This is a genomic window from Gordonia westfalica (assembly GCF_900105725.1).
Lineage (GTDB): Bacteria > Actinomycetota > Actinomycetes > Mycobacteriales > Mycobacteriaceae > Gordonia > Gordonia westfalica.
The window spans coordinates 3,903,377-3,920,926 of the sequence record NZ_FNLM01000034.1 but is presented as its reverse complement, the minus strand read 5'-3'; the positions used below and the strand labels follow the sequence as shown (position 1 = coordinate 3,920,926).

Genomic DNA, 17,550 nt, shown 5'->3' with positions numbered 1-17,550 from the left:
TGATCAGCGACGACCGCCGCCCCGTGCCGCGGGGCGTCTCTCCGGCGCTTGCCGGGCCTACTGGAACCGGACGGTGATGTCGGAATGTCCCACCCGGATACGGTCGCCGTCGGCGAGTTCCCAGGTGTTGACCTGCAGATCGTTGACGGTTGTGCCGTTGGTGGAGTTCAGATCGGTGAGCATCGCGGTGGTGCCGTCCCAGCGGATCTCCACGTGGCGACGCGAGACACCGGTGTCGGGCAGGCGGAACTGCGCGTCCTGGCCGCGGCCGATCACGTTGGAGCCCTCATGCAGCTGGAAGGTGCGGTTGCTGCCGTCCTCGAGGAGCAGGGTGATCGCCGTCGGGGCGTAGCCCGCAGCGGGTCGTCCGGCGCCGTAACCCTGGTCGTAGCCACCCTGGTAGTCGTAGGCGGCGGGCTGCTGCCCGTAGCCCTGCTGCGCGTAGCCCTGGTCGTAGCCCTGCTGGCCGTAACCCTGCTCGTAGCCGGGCTGCTGGCCGTAGCCCTGCTGTCCATAACCCTGCTGCTCGTAGCCGGGCTGCTGGCCGTATCCCTGCTGTTCGTAGCCGGCGGGCTGCTGTCCGTACGCCTGCTGCTCGTATCCCTGGCCGTAGCCGGGCTGCTGTCCGTAGGCCTGCTGCTCGTAGCCGGGCTGCTGGCCGTAGCCCTGGTCGTAGCCCTGCTGCCCGTAACCCTGCTGTTCGTAGCCGGCGGGCTGCTGTCCGTAGGCCTGCTGGTCGTAACCCTGTTCGTAGCCGCCCTGCTCGTAACCGGGCTGCTGACCGTACTGGTCGTAGCCCTGTTGTCCGTAGCCCTGCTGCCCGGCGCCCTGGCCGTACTGGTCATAGCCCTGCTGCTCGTAGGCCTGCTTGTCGTAAGCGGGATCGGCGCCCCTGCGCTGGTCGTATCCGGGGTTCTGAGTCATCTTGGGGGCTCCTTGGTCGAGGGCGTCGGCTTGGAAAGCTTGTGAGGCCTGGCGAGGAATCGGGGCCGGGGGACCGGCCGGTGGGTGGGGGGCCTTCGGTGGTGCGCCGTGTGGTTGCTCCGAACGCGACGGCACCGGGCGGGGCCGCGCGTCAGGGTTAACCGTGCCGCGCGCACGGAAGATCCCGGTGTGCAGGGATGGCGATTGGTCGAACTCTACGACGACCGTGCCGTACGTCTGCCATCCGTTGTCCTTGATGAAGTGTTCCAAATGCTTCGAGAAAGTCTTGCGGTTCAGTTCGTATTCCGCAGCGATGTGCTCATGATCGGTCGGACTCAACAGCAACGTGTAGCTGTTGGCCGCAAGGACGGTGCCGTCGCCGAGGTTTTCCAGCGACTCCTCGGCTTCACGCGCGAGGCCGTTCTCGATCTCCTGGGGGGCCACCTGACCACCGAAAACTCGCGCAAAGCCGTCGTCAACAGCACCTTCGAGCTTGCGTTCAATTCGTTGCAGGATCCCCACCGAGACCTCCTTCCGCGGCTTTAGAGCGTGTCGCCGTGCATATGGCCTTGTTTGATGATAGCGACAAGAACGGACAACTGTGCCACCGCGACAACTGGTTCATCGTGTGTAACACCTGTCCCATGGGTCTGGCCAGTCACTGGTGCCGCAGCTCACGGGCCGTCCGAACTCCCGCGGGTACCCGGGTTTTGTAGTAGGGGCGGGGTGCTGCTATCGTCGTCCAGTCGCCGGACGAAACCAGTTCGACGACATGCCCGCCGGAATTCTCGGCGGCCACGGGCGAGTGGCGGAATGGCAGACGCGCTGGCTTCAGGTGCCAGTGTCCTTCGGGACGTGGGGGTTCAAGTCCCCCTTCGCCCACCACGGTGACAGAGGCCGGATCGCGGAGACGCGGTCCGGCCTTTTTCATTTCTCCAAACCCACCCTTTTTCCGCAGAATCACCACCCACGCGGGTGGTGATTCTGCCGATCTGTGGTGGGTTTGCCGACTCGAGTTGCCCGGAACTCCGTTGGCGCGGGATTTCAACAAGATCCTCGCCACAGCAGCGATGGTGATCGCGTCCATGGGCGTGGCCACCGGTACCGCCTACGCCGACACCGCAGGCCCGGTCAGTACCCAGTGGAAGGTGGATCGGCACGACTCGAGCGTCGTCGTCTCCACCGACACCGGTTCATTCGTCGAGGACGGTGGTCAGCTCGTCCTCCGCGACCGCAACGGACACGACGTGGAGTCCATCCCGCTAACCCTGGCCGTCGACGACTTCACCCATCCGGTGGATGCCGATGTGCACGGACGGTCGGCCACCCTGACGGTGAACACCTCGCCGCTGGCCACCCGCTTCCAACCGGTTCGTCACAATGTCGACCTGCAGGCCGCGGTCGCCGGTGTGAAGGACAACATCGGCCTGACCGCGAGTGTGGGCGGGTTCCTCGGCGCGGCAACGGGACTGGTCGGTGGTTGTCTGTTCGGCGCCGTCGCCGCGGGCGTCGTCTCCGCCCCGGTGGCCCTGCTCTTCGGAGCCGGCCCCGTCGCCGGCTGCATCGGCGGCGCGATCCTGCTGGGTTCGGCTGCGTCGCTGGGCGGAACCGCCATCGGCGGACTCGGCTCGGCCATCGCCAACGCCCAGCCCTTCATCCAGTTGCGCAATGCCCCGCCGAAGAAGAAGTAGCCTCTCCAGACCGCCCGACCTCTCACCTCGAGGACCCCATTCCGCACTTGCGGAGTGGGGTCCTCGGCGTGAGCCGGCCGTCGTCAGGCGGAGACGCTGAGAGCGTCGTCTATCTCGACGTGCCGACCACGCGCCCGGCGAAGCCGTCGAGGCGTGTTCGCAACGACTCGATCCGCTGCCGCCGAACGGCTTCCGGGTCGTGGCCACCGAAGACCGGCGGCGGCTTCATCCGGACGTTCTTCGAGCACTCGAAGTTCGAGCAGATCAGGGTGCCGACGGTGTCGCCATTGCGGCCGGGGGCACCGGCGAGCTTGGCGCTGAAGAAGGCGACGTCGTTGGGCAGCAGGACGTCCTCGCAGAACGAACACAGCGGGCGCTTGCGCGGCTGGCGTCCGCCCAGCCGGAGCATGATGCCGACGGGATCATCGTCGGTCGGGATGACGACGTAGCCGACCATCGGCTGCTTCGGATCCCGCCATCCGACGAAATCCATTCTTTCCCAGTTCAATTCCTTGAAGCCGGGCGGAAGGACGAGTGACTTGCGTTCGCGGACGGACGCATTGACGAAGGATCCACGGATCTCGGACTCGGTCAGGGCATGCATGAAAGAAGAACACCTCGGGTGTCGTAAGAGGGATTGAGGGCACACGACGACCGGCGCGGTCCGCGGATGCGGTACTCGCGCCGTTCGGGGCAGGTTCCTCAACCGTCGGCGCGCACGACGCCGACGACCTCCTCACGCCCAGCGGGCGACGACACGAACAGATGCATGAACCAGATGTTCGCGTGCCGATGCGACTCTGTCAACGGAAATGACCACGATCGAGGAACGCGCCCTGCCGGCGGTGCCTCACCGGCGGCGATTGGCCCATGCCGAACGCGGGTACGTGCTTCTGGTGATTTCCACCACGGGCGTGCGACCAACGGACGAGCGTGTCGAGCCGACCGCGTCGGCACGCGGCCCGAGGTGAACCCGATGCTCCACATCGGAACCTCCAGCTGGCAGTACAAGGACTGGCGCGGGGCGTTCTACCCGCAGAAGCTCCCGCAGCGGGAGTGGTTGAACTACTACGCGGAACGGTTCACGACGGCCGAGGTGAACAACACCTTCTACCGCCTGCCGGAGAAGACGGCGTTCGAGAACTGGGCCGCGTCGGTGCCCGCCGACTTCCGAATGGCCGCGAAGATGAGCCGCTACCTGACGCACGTGAAGCGGCTGAAGGAACCTGCCGAACCGGTCGAACGCTTCCTCGACCGCGCCTCCGGCCTCGGAGACAAGCTCGGGCCCGTCCTTCTGCAACTGCCGCCGAACCTCCGAGCACAACCCGACGCCCTCGCCGAGACCCTGAAGCTCTTCCCGCCGAGTGTCCAGATCGCCGTCGAGCCACGTCACGAATCCTGGTGGACCGACCAGGTGCGCGACGTTCTAGAGCGCCACAACGCCGCGCTGTGCTGGGCCGATCGCAAGAGTCGAATCCTCACCCCGCTGTGGCGGACCGCCGACTTCGGGTATCTACGCATGCACGATGGCACGGCTCGTCGCCCGATGAGTTACGGGATCCGCGCCATCGACAGCCGGCTGCGACGTTTGCGTGACATGTTCGACGACGAGTGCGACGTCTACGTGTACTTCAACAACGATCCCGGGTGCGCCGCGATCGACAACGCGCGCAGCATGATTCGCCGCGCACAGGCCCTCGGTATGCGGGTGCGTACGTTCGACGCCGCAACGGCCGAGTGAGCTAGAACACGTCCCATAAATTGGTATCAGGCATACCAATTTATGGTTCACTTGCCGCATGCAGCTGACACGCTTCACCGACATCGGCCTCCGGGTCGTGATGCGACTCGCCGCCGCCGGTGAACAGTCGGTCGGTGAACAGCCGGGGGCTGCAACATCTCTCACCACGAAGGATCTCGCGGCGGAGCTCGCCGTCCCGTACACGCATGTCGCCAAAGTCGTCGGCAGGCTGTCGGAGATGGGCGTCGTCCACGCGCGCCGTGGTCGGGCCGGTGGTCTGACCATCACCGATCTCGGACGACAAGCGCGCGTGGGCTGGCTCGCCCGATCCCTCGAAGGTGACGGGGAGGTCGTCGACTGCGAAGGTCCGCAGCCGTGCCCGCTCCGCCGCGGGTGTCATCTCCGAGGAGCACTCGCCCGCGCGGTCGCCGCCTTCTACGACAGCCTCGACTCGGAAACCGTCGCCGACCTCGCCGGCGAGCCGACGACCGCGGTGCTGCTGTCGCTGTCGACGCGACCCCCGCACGGTGACAACGACTTCCGGCCAGACGCCGGAGAATCTCACCCGATGAGCAAGTGAACAAAGGAGTTCTCATGCTGTCCGACACCCAACGCGCCACTCTCGCGGCGACCCTGCCTGCCGTCGAAGGAGCTCTTCCGGAGATCACCCCGCGGTTCTACCGCGGATTGTTCGACGCGCATCCGACCCTGCTGGACAACATGTTCAACCGGACCCACCAGAAGTCCGGGGAACAGCCGCAGGCCCTCGCCGGCTCGGTCGCCGCGTTCGCGCGTCTCCAGCTCGAGCCCGACATCCGGCGTCAACGGTTCATCCTGGATCGGATCGCGCACAAGCATGCCTCGCTGGGCGTCACCGCAGATCAGTACAAGGTCGTCCACCAGCACCTGTTCGCCGCCATCGTGGAGGTCCTCGGCGACGCCGTCACGCCCGAGGTCGCCGACGCCTGGGACCAGCTGTACTGGGACATGGCGGACCTGCTCATCACCTCCGAAGCCGACCTTTATGCCGCCGCGGGTGTCGAACCCGGCCAGGTGTGGCGCGAGGTGAGGGTCACCGACCGCGTCCAGGTCTCGCCGGACACGATCGCCCTCACGCTCGCCGCCGACGACGGCGATCTCCCGAAGTTTCGTCCCGGCCAGTACATCTCGGTTCAGGTTTCGCTGCGCGACGGTGCCCAGCAGATTCGCCAGTACAGCCTGACCGGCTCGCCCGCCGACGCCCGGTGGCGCTTCAGCGTCAAGCTCGCGGGTGAGGTCTCGGCCCATCTGCACGAGAACGTCTTCGAGGGCGACACCCTGCGGGTCAGCACTCCGTTCGGCGATCTCGTCCTGCCCGACGACGACGCGCCGCTGCTGTTGGCCTCGGCCGGGATCGGGTGCACGCCGGTGATCGGCCTGCTGACCGCGCTGGCGGAGAAGGGCGACGCGCGACCGGTGACGGTCCTGCACGCCGACCGTTCCCGCGACCGCCAGCCGCATCGCGGAATGCTTGCCGCGCTGGTGGACTCGCTGCCGACCGGTCAGCTCATCCAGTGGTACGAGAACACCTCGCCGCACATCGTCTCCGATTCGGTCCGGGTGGGCCAGATGTCGCTGGACAATGTCGAGGTGCACCCCGAGTCGAATGTGATGCTCTGTGGCCCCACCGGATTCCTGTCCTCGATGCGTGAGGAGTTCCTCGGCCGCGACGTCGCGGAGAGCCGAATCCATTACGAGACCTTCGGTCCGGAACTCCTGCGGTCGAGTGCTCGATGACCACCGCCGGGGCGGTCGTCGCCGCGCTGACCTTCGTGTGGCTCGGCATGGTCTTCGCCATCTCGTTCCTGGAGGCGCCGCTGAAGTTCCGGGCGCCGGGTGTGACCCTGCCGATCGGTCTGGGGATCGGCCGACTGGTCTTCCGTGCCCTCAATGCCGCGGAGGTCGTCTGGGCGGTCGCCATCCTCATCGCACTGGTGCTCGGCTCGTGGCCCGGGGTGGCAGTGCCGACCACCGCAGGTGTTGCGATCGCTGCCCTGGGCGTTCAGCTCGTCGCGGTCCGGCCCGCGCTCACCAAGCGGTCCGACGCGGTGCTCGCCGGACACGAGGGTCCGCGTAGTCCAGCGCATCTCGTCTACGTCGCCGTCGAGGTGATCAAGGTGGCCGCGCTGATCTGGCTCGGCACGGCGGTACTCGTCAGCGCGACCTGACACGAGCGAATCCGGCTACACGTCCCTCATCGGTGACCACCCGTGTCACCGATGAGGGACGTGGCCAATTGCTCTGCCTGCATACGGATCTCGGGGACGGCGGTGGTCTCCCAGAGTTCACCGCGACGCAACGATCCGAGTGTGCGGATCGGACCCGGCCGGCCCTCGGCGTCGAGAACACGCCCGTCGTCGGTGATCAGGCCCAGACCGAGCGGGTCGGTCGTCGCCAGGCCGGCGTCGAACATCGAGTCCAGCACGGGATTACCGAGGCGCCGTAGGTCAGACTGCGGGCCGGTGCAGTTCACGATCCAGGAGTAGGTGCGTTCGTCCTCACCGGTCGCGACGGTGAGGCCACCGGCAACGGCGTCGACCCGTGATCCGCCCGGACCGCACGACGAGACGGCCCGTCCGCCGGGCCTCGTCGACCAGGGCGCCGCTCGACGGTGGCATCCGGTGGCGACGCACGCCCCAGTCACCGGCGAGGTCGCGGACGAAAGTACGACGATCCGCCTCGTCGAGGCGGCCCCACAATTCGGCGATCCGGTAGCGGACACCGTCGACGCCGGGACGCCAGTTACCCAGCAGCCGCTCGATTCTCGCCACATGTGTGGCGACGGCGGCGCGGATCTCATCGAGGTTGTCGCCCTCCGTCGCGGTGTCGGGGACGACTTCGCCGAGATAGGAGTCGGCGTGGCGCCGGGGGAGTCGGCCGCCGCGCGAGATGGCTTCCACGCGACGGTCGTCGCCGGACTTCAGCAGGCTGATCGCGACGTCGACCATGGTGAGGCCGGTGCCGATCACGAGAACGTCCCCGTCGTCGGCCAGCACGGGTCCGAGGGCGACGGGCATCCAGGGGTTGGCGATGTAGCGAGGCTGGTCACTCAGGTCGCACGGCGCCCAGCCGTTCCCGACACCCGGTAGTCCGGTTGCGAGCACCAGCCGGTCGCCGTCGAGGACGGTTCCGTCCGCCGTGGTCACCCGAACTCCCGCGCCGACGACGGCGACGCCGACGGCACCGTCACGCACGAACCGGACACTCAACCGTTCGCCGGCCCGATCGCGTGCCTCCGCCAGCCGGGTCCGCAGATAGCGCGCCCACTGTGCGCGCGGTGCGAAGAAGTAGTGCGCCTCGTCGCCGCCCACGAACCCCTCGGCACGGCACCAGTCCACGAAGTCGAACCGCTCATCCGGGTCCACCAACATCCCGGACGCGGGGACATTCAGCAAGTGGGCAGGATCCGTGGTGCCGAACGCGGGACCCGCGACCTGGTCGATCGGGTCCACGACGACGACCTCGAGCGGCTCGGCCCGGTCATCGGCGGCCACCAGACGAGCCAGATGGAACACGACCAGAGACCCGGCGGCACCCGCGCCGACCACGATAATGCGCATCAGCCGACACCGGCGCCGACGGCGCGGGAACAGGCGGAACCGCTTCGTGGACGGGGACGCATTCGGAGCACCGGTACTTCTTACCGCAGACGTGCCAGGGGTTGGTAGAGGACAGGTCACCAGTGTCCGCGATCACCTCGCTCTGCCGTGGTCTTCGTCTTGATCTGGTAGTTTAGAGCGAACCCATGAAGATCGGATCATGTTGTGACAGAAGCGAATCAGCCCGGAACGAACAAATCCGGACGACGCCCGGCGTACGAGATCGTCGCCGACGCGCTTCGTGTACGGATCCTCGCCGGTGAGCTGACCCCGGGTACCCGTCTGCCGCCCGACACCGAACTCCGCGCCGAGTTCGGCGTCGGGCAGAGCACGGTGCGAGAGGCCATCCGGACGCTCGCCAGCGAGAACCTGGTGCACACCACGCGCGGGGTGACCGGCGGGACATTCGTCGCCACACCGGACATCGGTCAGTTGAGTGCGAACCTCGAAGCGGGAGTCACCCTTCTGGCCGCAGCCGAAGGGGTGACCGTCGATCAGCTCATGGAGGTCCGGCAGCTCACCGAGGTGCCCGCCGCCGGAGTCGCCGCCTACCGCCACACCGATACCCATCTGGAAGAGCTGCGCGCCACCATCTTCGATCTCTCGGAGGGTGTCGGTCCGGAGGTCTACGCCAACAACCAGGAGTTCCACCGGATTCTGCTGCGGGCGGCGGACAACCCGCTCCTCGACCTCATCACCGTCCCGGTGTTCCGGGTCATCGGCAGCCGCTTCAGCCGCGACGTCGCGCCGGAAGGGTTCTGGCGATGCGTCGACGAGGATCACCGCGCGATCCTCGAGGCGGTCGAGCGCCGGGACTCCATGACGGCGATGACCCTCATGCGCCGGCACCTCGACCACCTCGGCGACGTCTACAAGCAGATGGACCTGCTCAGACGCCCGAACTGACGCGCACGGGCGGGAGCCGGAGATGCCATTCGCTGTGCTCCTGCACCTGCTCGGCCAGCGCGAAGAGGGTCCCCTCGCCCAGTCTCGCCGCAGTCAACTGTGCACCGATGGGCATACCGGACGGATGCACACCGACCGGCAGCGCCAGCGTCGGGCCGTCGTGCAACGACCACGGATACGTCAGCTGTCCCATTCGCCGGGCCTGCGCCACGACTGCTTCCCCGACGCCGATCTCCGGCACATCCACCGGCATCGCGGGGGTGAGCACGACGTCCACGTCCCGGAACATCTCGGCCATCGCCGACCGGAACACGTCCCGCTGTCGAACAGCAGCCGCCCGCTGCTCGTCGGAGATGCCCAGTCCGAGGGAGATCCGCTCGCGGGTCGCCGCCTGGAACAGGGAGGGCTCGTCGCGCAGTCGTTCGCCGTGGATGCGCGCCAGGTCCGAATAGATCAGTGTGTAGACCACATCCTGCGCCGAGTCACTGTGTGGCACCGGGTATTCCACAACCCGGTGACCCAGTCCCCGGATGAGTTCGACGGTCTCGGTGACGGCGTCGGCGATGGCGGGATCGACGTCGCCGGTGACGAACGGCCGCGGCACCGCAACCGTCAGGGCGCCGGTGTCCGCGGGCGTCGGATCCGAACCCGCGAGCACCGCGAATGTCTCCCGCACCCGGGTGGCCGTGCGGGCCAGCGGTCCGACGGTGTCGAAATCCGCACTGACGGGGAAGATCCCGGACATGTCCAGCACACCGATGGACGGTCGCAGACCGGTCACCCCGCAGCATGCGGCGGGCAACCGGATCGAACCGCCGGTGTCGGTGCCCAGCGCCACGTCGACGATCCCCGCGGCGACGGCGACACCTGAACCGCCGCTCGAGCCACCCGGTACGCGTCGGGCGTCCCAGGGATTCACCGGACCGCCCGACGCCGAGTTCTGGCTCGTGACGCCGACGGCGAACTCCGCGAGGTTCAGCGTGGAGGTGATCACCGCCCCGGCGCGCTTGAGGGCACCGACACACGCGGCGTCGTCGGTCGCCACACGGTCGGCGAAGAACTCCGAACCACAGGTGGACCGCACCCCGCCGACCTCGATGTTGTCCTTCACGCCCACGCGGACACCCGCCAGGGGGCCCCGCGCCCCGGAAGGATCGACCCGCAGCTCCTCGGGCACCCAGGAGATGACCGTGTTGAGCCGCTCGGCGACGGAAACCACCTCGGCGGTGGAAGCTCCGGAGATGCCGGAGGGGCCGGCGACAGCGACACTCAGCCCGCTCGCTTCGCTCCCGGCGCTGGAATCGCCGGCCCCTCCGAGATCACTGGTCAGGACGCCACCCGGGACGCGCGCAGCTGCTCGGTGGCCTCTGCGTCGACGGTCCAGTTGTCGGTGTTCACGACCACACCGTAGTCCTGGCGCGCCTCGTCGGCCGTGAGGTACTCGTCCCACACGTCGGACAGCACGGCGAACGGGTCGCGCAGGAACGGGTCACCGAAACCGCCACCCGACGGCATCCGGATCTCCAGACGTTCACCCTCATGGATGACCTCCTGGGTGACCTTCGAGAACAACACCTCTTCCTCGGGCGTGCCGGGGTTGCGGATGAACGATCCCGACGCACCGTCGCCGCCGCCGAGCGCACCCGCGGGCGGGTCGCTGCGGTTGTCGGCCTCCGAGCCCAGGAAGGTGTCGGTCTCCATGTACCAGGTACGCACGCTGCCGATGCCGCCGCGCCACTGGCCGGGAGCCGGCGACTCGTCACGCAGCTCGTAACGCTCGGCGCGCATGGCGTGGTTGAGTTCGAGTTCCTCGATCGGGTTGTTGCGGGTGTTGGCCATCAGGGCGTCGACGGCGTCCATGCCGTCCTTGCCGTTGCGTGCACCGTAGGAACCCTCGTTGATCTCGATGTAGACCCAGTACGACTCCCCGTCCTCCGCGAGACCGGAGTAGGCGATGGCGCACAGGGCCGCCGACGAGCCGGCGATCGCCCGCTCCGGCAGCACCGGCGCGAGCGCCAGGTTGATCGAGTCGAAGATGCGGTTGACCTGCGAGAAACGCGCGAAGCACGACGCCGGGAAGTCCGGGTTGAAGATGGTTCCCTCGGGTGCGTAGGCACGCACCGGACGGAAACAACCGTCGTTCTGCGGGACGAACTCCTCGGTGAGGTGCTCATCGAGGAGGATGGTGCGGATCGCGCTCACCGCGACCGGGAGCACCGAACCCTCGAAGGGCACGTTGAACGCCGTCGGCACCTGGTCGTTGGAACCGGTGAGGTCGATGAGGACGTCCTCGTCCTCGATCTGCACACGCACCGCGACCTTCAGCGGGACACCGCGGTTCTTGCCGTCGTCGTCGAGGTAGCCGATCGGAGCCTCGTAGCTGCCGTTGGGGATGTCCCGGATGCGGCTGCGCAGCATCTCCTCCGAGTAGTCCATCCACCGGTCGGCGGCACTCATGACGACGTCGAGACCGTACTTCTCGAGCAGTTCGACGAACCGCTTCTCACCGATGCGCGAGCAGGCGATGAGGGCCTCGAGGTCGCCGCGGTTCTGCTCCGGCGTACGCACGTTGTCCAGGATGTGCTGGATCAGCATGTCGTTGCGGACGCCGCCGTCGTAGATCTTCATGGAGTCCATCAGCTTGCCCTCGGCCCAGACGTCGACGACGTCCATGCACAGGCCGGGGAAGTTGCCGCCGATGTCGGAGACGTGACCGGTACACCCGGCGAAGCCGATGTGCTCACCCTCCCAGAAGATCGGGATGATCACGCCGTAGTCGGGGGAGTGGGCCGCACCGTGGTAGGGGTGGTTGTGCAGGATCACGTCACCCGGCTTGTACGTCCCGGCGAGCTTGCGGTTGACCCCGCGGATGTAGGCCGGGATCGAACCACAGTGCATCGGAGTCGAATCCGACTCGCACAGTTCGCGACCGTTGACGTCGAAGATGCCGGCGCCGAGATCCTCGGACTCGCGGATCAGGCTCGAGTAGGCCATGCGGTAGAGGACCTGGGCCATCTCCTTGGCCATCGAGTTCAGCGCGCCACCGATGACGCGCAGGGTGATCGGATCGACCTCGACGGTGTTCCAGGTCCGATTGGCCTCGGCGGCAAGGGAGACGCCGTCGGTGGGCATCAGGGTCTTCGCCATCTCAGGCGCTCCTCTCGATGATGATGTGGCCCACGGCGTCGACCGTGGCCTTCTGTCCGATACCGACGATGGTCGTCGAGTCGAACTGCTGGACGATGGCCGGGCCCTCGAAGGTGTTGCCCGCCTTGAACAGTGCGCGGTCGTAGACGGGGGTCTCGACCCATTCGGGGTCCGCGGAGTCGTTCTTCCAGAACAGCGCCTGGGTGGTCGACTTGATGGCGCCCGACGCGTCGGCGCCACCCTTCTCGATCTCGGCGATGCGGATGTGCTCGACGGCTCCGACACCGGTCACCCGGATGTTGACCAGCTGGACCGGCTTGTCGTCGAATCGCTGCGAGTAGGTACGGCCGTGCACCTCGTGGAAGGTGGCCGCGGTCTGCTCGACCCAGTCGGCGGTGATCTCGCCGTCGGGCGCGGGCACACGGAGCTCGTAACCCTGTCCGACATAACGGCAGTCGACGCTGCGCTCGAGAGTGATGTCGTCCTCGGAGATGCCGTCGGCGCGCAGCTGGGCGACGGCCTGCTCGGAGAGCCGGTCCATCTCGCGAGTCAGCAGGTCGAGATCGGGTTCGGCCGACGAGGTCCACACGGTGGTCGGAACCTCGTAGCGCACGTCGGTGGTCAGCAGGCCGACGGCCGACGTGATGCCCGGATGGCCGGGGACGATGACCCGCGGGATGCCCAGGTGCTCGGCGATCTGCCAGGCGTACAGCGGTCCGGCGCCGCCCTCGGCGACCAGCGAGAATTCGCGTGGGTCATAGCCTTTGCGCACCGAGTGCAGGGAGATGGCCTCGGTCATCGAGTGGGCGAGGATCTGGAAGATGCCCATCGCGGCGTGATCGAGATCGGCGCCGAGCTTGTCGGCGATGTGGGTCTTGACCGCCTCGGTCGCGAGCTCCGGCTTGACCTCCATGGTTCCCGACAGGAAGCTGTCGGCGCCCAGCCAGCCCATGACGACCATGGCGTCGGTCGAGGTGGGTTCGGTGCCGCCGCGGTTGTAGCAGGCGGGCCCGGGCATGGCTCCTGCGCTGCGCGGTCCGACGCGGAACATGCCGCCCTCGTCGATGCTGGCGATCGAGCCGCCGCCGGCGCCGATGGTGTCGACCTCGGCCATCGGGACCATTGCGTGGTAGTCGCCGATCCGGGTGTCGAGGAGATGCTTCATGCGCAGCTTGCCGTCGGGCGCGACACCGATGTCGGCCGAGGTGCCGCCCACGTCGAGGGTGATGACGCTCGGGTATCCCGAGGCGCGGCCGATGAAGCAGCCGCCGAGCAGGCCGGCGACGACGCCGCTGGTCAGCAGCGAGACGGGGACCTCGCCGGCGCTGCGCGAGGTCACCAGACCGCCGGCCGAGGTCATCAGGTGGACGTCCTCGCCGACCTGCGCGGCCTTGGCCTTGCCGGCCAGGTTCTCGATGTACCGGGAGGTCTTGGGTCCGACGAAGGCGTTGAGGGCGGTGGTCGAGAAACGCTCGTACTCGCGGTACTGGCTGGCGACGTCGCTGGACAGCGACACGAAGACGCCGGGGTACTCCTCGGCGATGATCTCGCGGACCCGCTGCTCGTGGGTCGGGTTGCGGTAGGCGTGCAGGAAGGCGACGGCGATCGCCTCGACCTTGCGTTCGCGGAGAAGAGCGACCTCGCGGCGGACGGCATCCTCGTCGAGCGGGGTCAGCACGTTGCCGGCGGCGTCGATCCGCTCGGCGACGGTCCGCCGGTTGCGGCGCGGCACCAGCTGCCACTTCTGCCAGGGCAGATCCTGGTAGTTGGAGTAGTTCAGGGGGCGCTTCTTACGCGCGATGTGCAGGAGGTCGCGGAAGCCGTCGGTGGTGATCATGCCGACGTCGCTGCCGTTGTGCTCGAGCACGATGTTGGTGGCCACGGTGGTCCCGTGGAAGAACATCTCGATGTCCGCGACGTCGATGCCCGCGCGTTCGGCGAGCACCTCGATCCCGTCCATCGTGCCGATCGAGGGATCGTGGTTCGTCGACGGCGTCTTGTGCACCGTCACCGTCCCGTCGTCGTCCCACAGGACCAGGTCGGTGAACGTACCGCCCACATCCACGCCGATTCGCTTCATCGAAACTCGCTTCCTCTTTTCGTGCCGCCACCCCGACGTCGGATCGGTGCGCCCCATCCGGTGACGGGAGTGATCTGAGCCATAGCTGCGCTCGGAAGAATGATGCAATACATCGGAGGTTTGAGCAACTCTTGAGCAGATTCTCAGGCTATACACGGCTGGATCACCGCCTTGACGGGTTAAAGATCTGATGTTTATGGTGGGCCACATCACGGCGTGTGCTTTTCGACGACGACGCCGCAGCCTTGGAGGAGGACCATTGACCACCCATCCCGCCACACTCGGACGCTTCTTCGAGGACTACGTCGTGGGCGACGTCTATCAGCACCCGATGGGCCGCACGATCACCGACACCGACAACGCATGGATCACCTGCCTGTCGATGAACACCAACCAGAACCACTTCAACGAGCACCTCGCACGGACGAATCCCATCACCGACGGCAAGGTGATCGTGAACTCGGGGCTGACCATCGCGCTGGTACTCGGGCTGTCGGTGATCGACATGAGTCAGAACGCCGTGGCCAACCTGGAGTTCACCGACGTCAAGCTCCAGCATCCGGTGTACGTCGGCGACACGATCTACGCCGAGAGCATCTGCACCGACCTGCGGCAGTCCAAGTCGCGGCCCTACGCGGGCATCGTGTCGATGACCACTCGGGGCATCAACCAGGACGGCGAGGTCGTGATCTCGTGGAAGCGTTCGGTGATGGTCGCGACCCGCGAGAGCGGCATCGGGCAGAACTACTTCCCCGAGGTCAAAGGACCTTCCCTGGCCGAGCTGACGGCTCCGGTATCCGCCGAGGTCACCCGATGAGGCCGCTCGAGGACGTCCGGATCATCGCCGTCGAGCAGTACGGTGCCGGCCCCTTCGGCAGCGTCCACCTCGCCGACCTCGGTGCCGACGTGCTCAAGATCGAGGAGCCGACCTCCGGCGGCGACGTCGGGCGCTACGTTCCGCCCTACAACAAGGGTGAGGACTCGCTGTTCTTCGAGACCTTCAACCGCAACAAGCGCAGCCTGTCGCTGGACCTCGGAACCCCCGGCGGACGCAAGGTCTTCGAAGATCTCGTCCGCACCAGCGACGCGGTCTACTCGAACCTGCGCGGCGACGTCCCGGCGAAGATCAAGATCACCTACGACGACCTCAAGCACCTCAACCCGGCCATCGTCTGCTGCAGTCTGACCGGGTTCGGCATGACCGGTCCCCGGGCCAAGCAGCCCGGTTACGACTACATCCTGCAGGGCCTGGCCGGGTGGATGGACCTCACCGGCGATCCCGACGGTCCGCCCACCAAATCCGGTCTCTCCCTTGTCGATTTCTGTGGCGGCTATGTCGCCGCGCTCAGCCTGATGGCGGGTCTGCACGCCGCCCGGCGAGACGGGATCGGCGGTGACTGCGACGTCTCGCTCTACGACACCGCCATCTCGATGCTCACCTACCCGGCCGCCTGGCACCTCAACGCCGGCTACCGTCCGGGCCGCACGAAGAACTCCGCGCATCCCTCGCTGGTGCCGTTCCAGGCCTTCGAGGCCTCCGACGGCTGGTTCGTCGTCGGCTGTGCCAAGGAGAAGTTCTGGGTGCGGCTGGCCGAGGCCATCGGCCTCGCCGAGCTGCTCGACGACCCGCGGTTCACCGACTTCGCGGCCCGCGGCAAGCACAAGGACGAACTGCTGCCGTTGCTGGAGAAGCGATTCGCCGAGTCGACGGTCGATCACTGGGTGTCGTTGCTGACCGAGGCGGGTGTGCCGACGGGTCCCATCAACGACGTCGAGCAGGCGCTGACCGAGGAGCACACCCTGGCGCGCGGGCTCATCGCCACCACCGACCACGAGGTGTGGGGCGAGGTCCGTCAGGTCACCTCACCGGTGCGCTTCGGCAACGAACCCGCGGAGTATCGTCGGGCTCCCCGCCGCAACGAGAACTTCGACGAGGTGATGGAACTGCTCGGCTACAGCGCAGAGGACGTCAGCGGTCTCGTCGACGCCGGCGCCTTCGGATCGATCGCACAGGCCACGCCGTGACCGCCCGCCGCCTCGCGACCTGGGCCGCGGGCCTCGACATCGACGACATCCCCGACGTCACCCGGCGGGCCGCGGTGCGGCATCTGCTCGACGGGATCGGCAACGCGATCGGAGCCCGTCGACTCGACCAGGGCGGCCCCGGACTGTCCGTAGCCCGTGGGCTCGGCGGCCCGGCGCAGGCCCATCCGCTCGGTGATTCCGAGGCCATCTCGGCTCCCGCGGCGGCCTTCGCCAACGGGGTGCTGATGCACGCACTGGACTTCGACGACACCCATGCCGGTGCGCTCGTGCATCCGACGACGGTCGTGGCGCCGGCCGTCCTGGCCGTCGCCGAGGAAGTCGGCGCGACCGGTGCGCAGACGGTGACCGCGCTGGTGGCGGGCCTGGAGATCGCTTGTCGACTCGGCGCGGCCGCACCGCACGGCTTCCACGCACGCGGCCTCCATGCGACCGCCGTCGTCGGCCCCCTCGCCGGTGCCGTCGCCGCCGGTCTGCTGTACGGCGCCGACGCCGATCGCCTCACCGATGCGATCGGTGTCGCGGCGTCGTCGTCGGGCGGGTTGCTCGAGTTCCTCGACACGGGCGCCAACACCAAGGTCCTGCATCCGGGGAACGCGGGTTTCAGCGGTGTCCTCGCCGCACGCCTGGCGCTGGCCGGGGCCAGCGGCCCGGAGTCGGTGCTGGAGGGCAGGCGGGGTCTCTACCGAGCGCTCGCCGACCGCGACGTCGATCCCGACGTGATCGTCGCTGATCTCGGAACTCGTTGGGAGAGTGCCGGGATCGGCATCAAGCCGTACCCGAGTTGTCAGCTCATGCACGCCTCGCTCGATGCGGTGACGCAGGCCCTGGCCGAGGCCGCGCGATCGGGCACCGAGGTGTCGGCGTCGCGCATCGCCGCCATCAGCGTCGACGTCCATCCCGACAGCGTGGACATCGTCTGCGGCCCGGGAACCGGAACCCGCAGCCCGCGCAGCGTCTACGACGCGAAGTTCGACCTGCCGTGGAGTGTCGCCGCACTCGTCCACGACGGAGCGGTCACGGTCGACACCTACGCCGACGACTCGATCGTCCGACCCGAGGTGGCCGCCACCGCCGGACTCGTCGAGGTCGTTCCGGTACCCGATGACCGCCCGGCCGCCGCCGCCGCCGGGCGGGCGGTCATCACCCTCGAGGACGCCACCCGGCTCGTCGGCGAGGTTCCCTGCAGCCGAGGCACTTCCGGCCGGCCGATGGACGACGCCGCGGTCGCCGAGAAGTTCCGGGGCAACGGCGGTGGGGGAAAGGCCTCCGAGGCACTCATCGAAGCCGTCTTCGGTTTGCGCGACGCGCAGTCCGTTGAGCAGATCCCGGCACTCGCGGCCACCCTCGTCGGCTGACCGACCTCTCTCGCCGAGCGTC

At 67.6% G+C, this 17,550-nt stretch carries 16 protein-coding genes and 1 tRNA gene; 10 read left to right on the top strand and 7 right to left on the bottom strand.

What is annotated here, in order from left to right; genetic code table 11:
* Nucleotides 1-57 precede the first annotated feature (57 nt).
* A complete protein-coding gene (locus tag BLU62_RS23435; protein WP_074852285.1) occupies nucleotides 58-1,446 on the bottom strand; it encodes an FHA domain-containing protein in 1,389 nt (462 codons plus the stop codon).
* A 277-nt stretch (nucleotides 1,447-1,723) separates the two neighbouring features.
* Here BLU62_RS23435 and BLU62_RS23430 point away from each other — a divergent pair.
* Both BLU62_RS23430 and BLU62_RS23425 read left to right on the top strand, forming a co-directional pair.
* Nucleotides 1,724-1,809: transfer RNA gene (locus tag BLU62_RS23430), tRNA-Leu, on the top strand.
* 185 nt (nucleotides 1,810-1,994) lie between these two features.
* A complete protein-coding gene (locus BLU62_RS23425) occupies nucleotides 1,995-2,615 on the top strand; it encodes a DUF8020 domain-containing protein (protein WP_074853204.1) in 621 nt (206 codons plus the stop codon).
* Nucleotides 2,616-2,724: 109 nt separating this feature from the next.
* On the opposite strand, the gene BLU62_RS23420 is transcribed toward BLU62_RS23425, so the two are convergent.
* Complete coding sequence (locus BLU62_RS23420; RefSeq protein ID WP_074852284.1) at nucleotides 2,725-3,219, bottom strand: FBP domain-containing protein; 495 nt, start codon at nucleotides 3,217-3,219, stop codon at nucleotides 2,725-2,727.
* 372 nt (nucleotides 3,220-3,591) lie between these two features.
* On the opposite strand from BLU62_RS23420, the gene BLU62_RS23415 reads away from it, so the two are divergent.
* The 4 genes from BLU62_RS23415 to BLU62_RS23400 are packed head-to-tail and all read left to right on the top strand — an operon-like array spanning nucleotide 3,592 to nucleotide 6,563.
* Nucleotides 3,592-4,356 carry a DUF72 domain-containing protein gene (locus tag BLU62_RS23415; protein WP_074853203.1) on the top strand — a complete coding sequence of 255 codons (765 nt, stop codon included), beginning with the start codon at nucleotides 3,592-3,594 and terminating at the stop codon, nucleotides 4,354-4,356.
* A 58-nt stretch (nucleotides 4,357-4,414) separates the two neighbouring features.
* Nucleotides 4,415-4,936, top strand: a complete 522-nt coding sequence (locus tag BLU62_RS23410; RefSeq protein ID WP_074852283.1) for an RrF2 family transcriptional regulator — start codon at nucleotides 4,415-4,417, stop codon at nucleotides 4,934-4,936.
* A gap of 14 nt (nucleotides 4,937-4,950) precedes the next feature.
* Complete coding sequence (locus tag BLU62_RS23405; protein ID WP_074853202.1) at nucleotides 4,951-6,132, top strand: globin domain-containing protein; 1,182 nt, start codon at nucleotides 4,951-4,953, stop codon at nucleotides 6,130-6,132.
* Nucleotides 6,129-6,563: a hypothetical protein gene (locus BLU62_RS23400; RefSeq protein WP_074852282.1), complete on the top strand. Its 435-nt coding sequence runs from the start codon at nucleotides 6,129-6,131 to the stop codon at nucleotides 6,561-6,563. Before BLU62_RS23405 ends, BLU62_RS23400 begins: the two co-directional genes overlap by 4 nt.
* Before the next feature lie 26 nt (nucleotides 6,564-6,589).
* On the opposite strand, the gene BLU62_RS33985 is transcribed toward BLU62_RS23400, so the two are convergent.
* Nucleotides 6,590-6,868, bottom strand: a complete 279-nt coding sequence (locus tag BLU62_RS33985; protein ID WP_244278297.1) for a hypothetical protein — start codon at nucleotides 6,866-6,868, stop codon at nucleotides 6,590-6,592.
* Nucleotides 6,869-6,893: 25 nt separating this feature from the next.
* The gene (locus BLU62_RS23395) at nucleotides 6,894-7,955 is read right to left on the bottom strand and encodes an FAD/NAD(P)-binding protein (RefSeq protein ID WP_244278295.1); all 1,062 of its coding nucleotides are present in this window, start codon (nucleotides 7,953-7,955) and stop codon (nucleotides 6,894-6,896) included.
* A gap of 204 nt (nucleotides 7,956-8,159) precedes the next feature.
* Between BLU62_RS23395 and BLU62_RS23390 the strand changes: the two genes are divergently transcribed.
* Nucleotides 8,160-8,900, top strand: a complete 741-nt coding sequence (locus tag BLU62_RS23390) for a FadR/GntR family transcriptional regulator (protein ID WP_074852281.1) — start codon at nucleotides 8,160-8,162, stop codon at nucleotides 8,898-8,900.
* Here BLU62_RS23390 and BLU62_RS23385 read toward each other — a convergent pair.
* The 3 genes from BLU62_RS23385 to BLU62_RS23375 form a co-directional block, all read right to left on the bottom strand.
* The gene (locus BLU62_RS23385; RefSeq protein WP_099047880.1) at nucleotides 8,884-10,119 is read right to left on the bottom strand and encodes an amidase; all 1,236 of its coding nucleotides are present in this window, start codon (nucleotides 10,117-10,119) and stop codon (nucleotides 8,884-8,886) included. The two genes, BLU62_RS23390 and BLU62_RS23385, sit on opposite strands and share 17 nt — an antisense overlap.
* Nucleotides 10,120-10,226: 107 nt before the next feature.
* Nucleotides 10,227-12,047 (bottom strand): hydantoinase B/oxoprolinase family protein, encoded by a 1,821-nt coding sequence (locus tag BLU62_RS23380; protein WP_074852280.1) that lies wholly within the window; start codon nucleotides 12,045-12,047, stop codon nucleotides 10,227-10,229.
* A gap of 1 nt (nucleotide 12,048) precedes the next feature.
* Nucleotides 12,049-14,127, bottom strand: coding sequence for a hydantoinase/oxoprolinase family protein (locus BLU62_RS23375; protein ID WP_074852279.1), 2,079 nt, complete (start codon nucleotides 14,125-14,127; stop codon nucleotides 12,049-12,051).
* Between the two features lie 259 nt (nucleotides 14,128-14,386).
* Here BLU62_RS23375 and BLU62_RS23370 point away from each other — a divergent pair, with 259 nt between their 5' ends.
* The 3 genes from BLU62_RS23370 to BLU62_RS23360 are packed head-to-tail and all read left to right on the top strand — an operon-like array spanning nucleotide 14,387 to nucleotide 17,528.
* On the top strand, nucleotides 14,387-14,944 hold the full coding sequence (locus BLU62_RS23370; protein WP_074852278.1) for a MaoC family dehydratase: 558 nt from the start codon (nucleotides 14,387-14,389) through the stop codon (nucleotides 14,942-14,944).
* Nucleotides 14,941-16,152, top strand: a complete 1,212-nt coding sequence (locus BLU62_RS23365; protein WP_074852277.1) for a CaiB/BaiF CoA transferase family protein — start codon at nucleotides 14,941-14,943, stop codon at nucleotides 16,150-16,152. The genes BLU62_RS23370 and BLU62_RS23365 overlap by 4 nt, the downstream gene beginning before the upstream one ends.
* Nucleotides 16,149-17,528 carry an MmgE/PrpD family protein gene (locus BLU62_RS23360; protein ID WP_074852276.1) on the top strand — a complete coding sequence of 460 codons (1,380 nt, stop codon included), beginning with the start codon at nucleotides 16,149-16,151 and terminating at the stop codon, nucleotides 17,526-17,528. Before BLU62_RS23365 ends, BLU62_RS23360 begins: the two co-directional genes overlap by 4 nt.
* Nucleotides 17,529-17,550 lie beyond the last annotated feature (22 nt).

Excerpts from the sequence above, each read along its gene's own strand:
- BLU62_RS23415 (WP_074853203.1), top strand. The coding sequence starts at position 3,592 with ATGCTCCACATCGGAACCTCCAGCTGGCAGTACAAGGACTGGCGCGGG.
- BLU62_RS23405 (WP_074853202.1), top strand. The coding sequence starts at position 4,951 with ATGCTGTCCGACACCCAACGCGCCACTCTCGCGGCGACCCTGCCTGCC.
- BLU62_RS23395 (WP_244278295.1), bottom strand. The coding sequence starts at position 7,955 with ATGCGCATTATCGTGGTCGGCGCGGGTGCCGCCGGGTCTCTGGTCGTG.
- BLU62_RS23365 (WP_074852277.1), top strand. The coding sequence starts at position 14,941 with ATGAGGCCGCTCGAGGACGTCCGGATCATCGCCGTCGAGCAGTACGGT.
- BLU62_RS23425 (WP_074853204.1), top strand. The coding sequence starts at position 1,995 with ATGGTGATCGCGTCCATGGGCGTGGCCACCGGTACCGCCTACGCCGAC.
- BLU62_RS23375 (WP_074852279.1), bottom strand. The coding sequence starts at position 14,127 with ATGAAGCGAATCGGCGTGGATGTGGGCGGTACGTTCACCGACCTGGTC.
- BLU62_RS23380 (WP_074852280.1), bottom strand. The coding sequence starts at position 12,047 with ATGGCGAAGACCCTGATGCCCACCGACGGCGTCTCCCTTGCCGCCGAG.
- BLU62_RS23400 (WP_074852282.1), top strand. The coding sequence starts at position 6,129 with ATGACCACCGCCGGGGCGGTCGTCGCCGCGCTGACCTTCGTGTGGCTC.
- BLU62_RS23410 (WP_074852283.1), top strand. The coding sequence starts at position 4,415 with ATGCAGCTGACACGCTTCACCGACATCGGCCTCCGGGTCGTGATGCGA.
- BLU62_RS23420 (WP_074852284.1), bottom strand. The coding sequence starts at position 3,219 with ATGCATGCCCTGACCGAGTCCGAGATCCGTGGATCCTTCGTCAATGCG.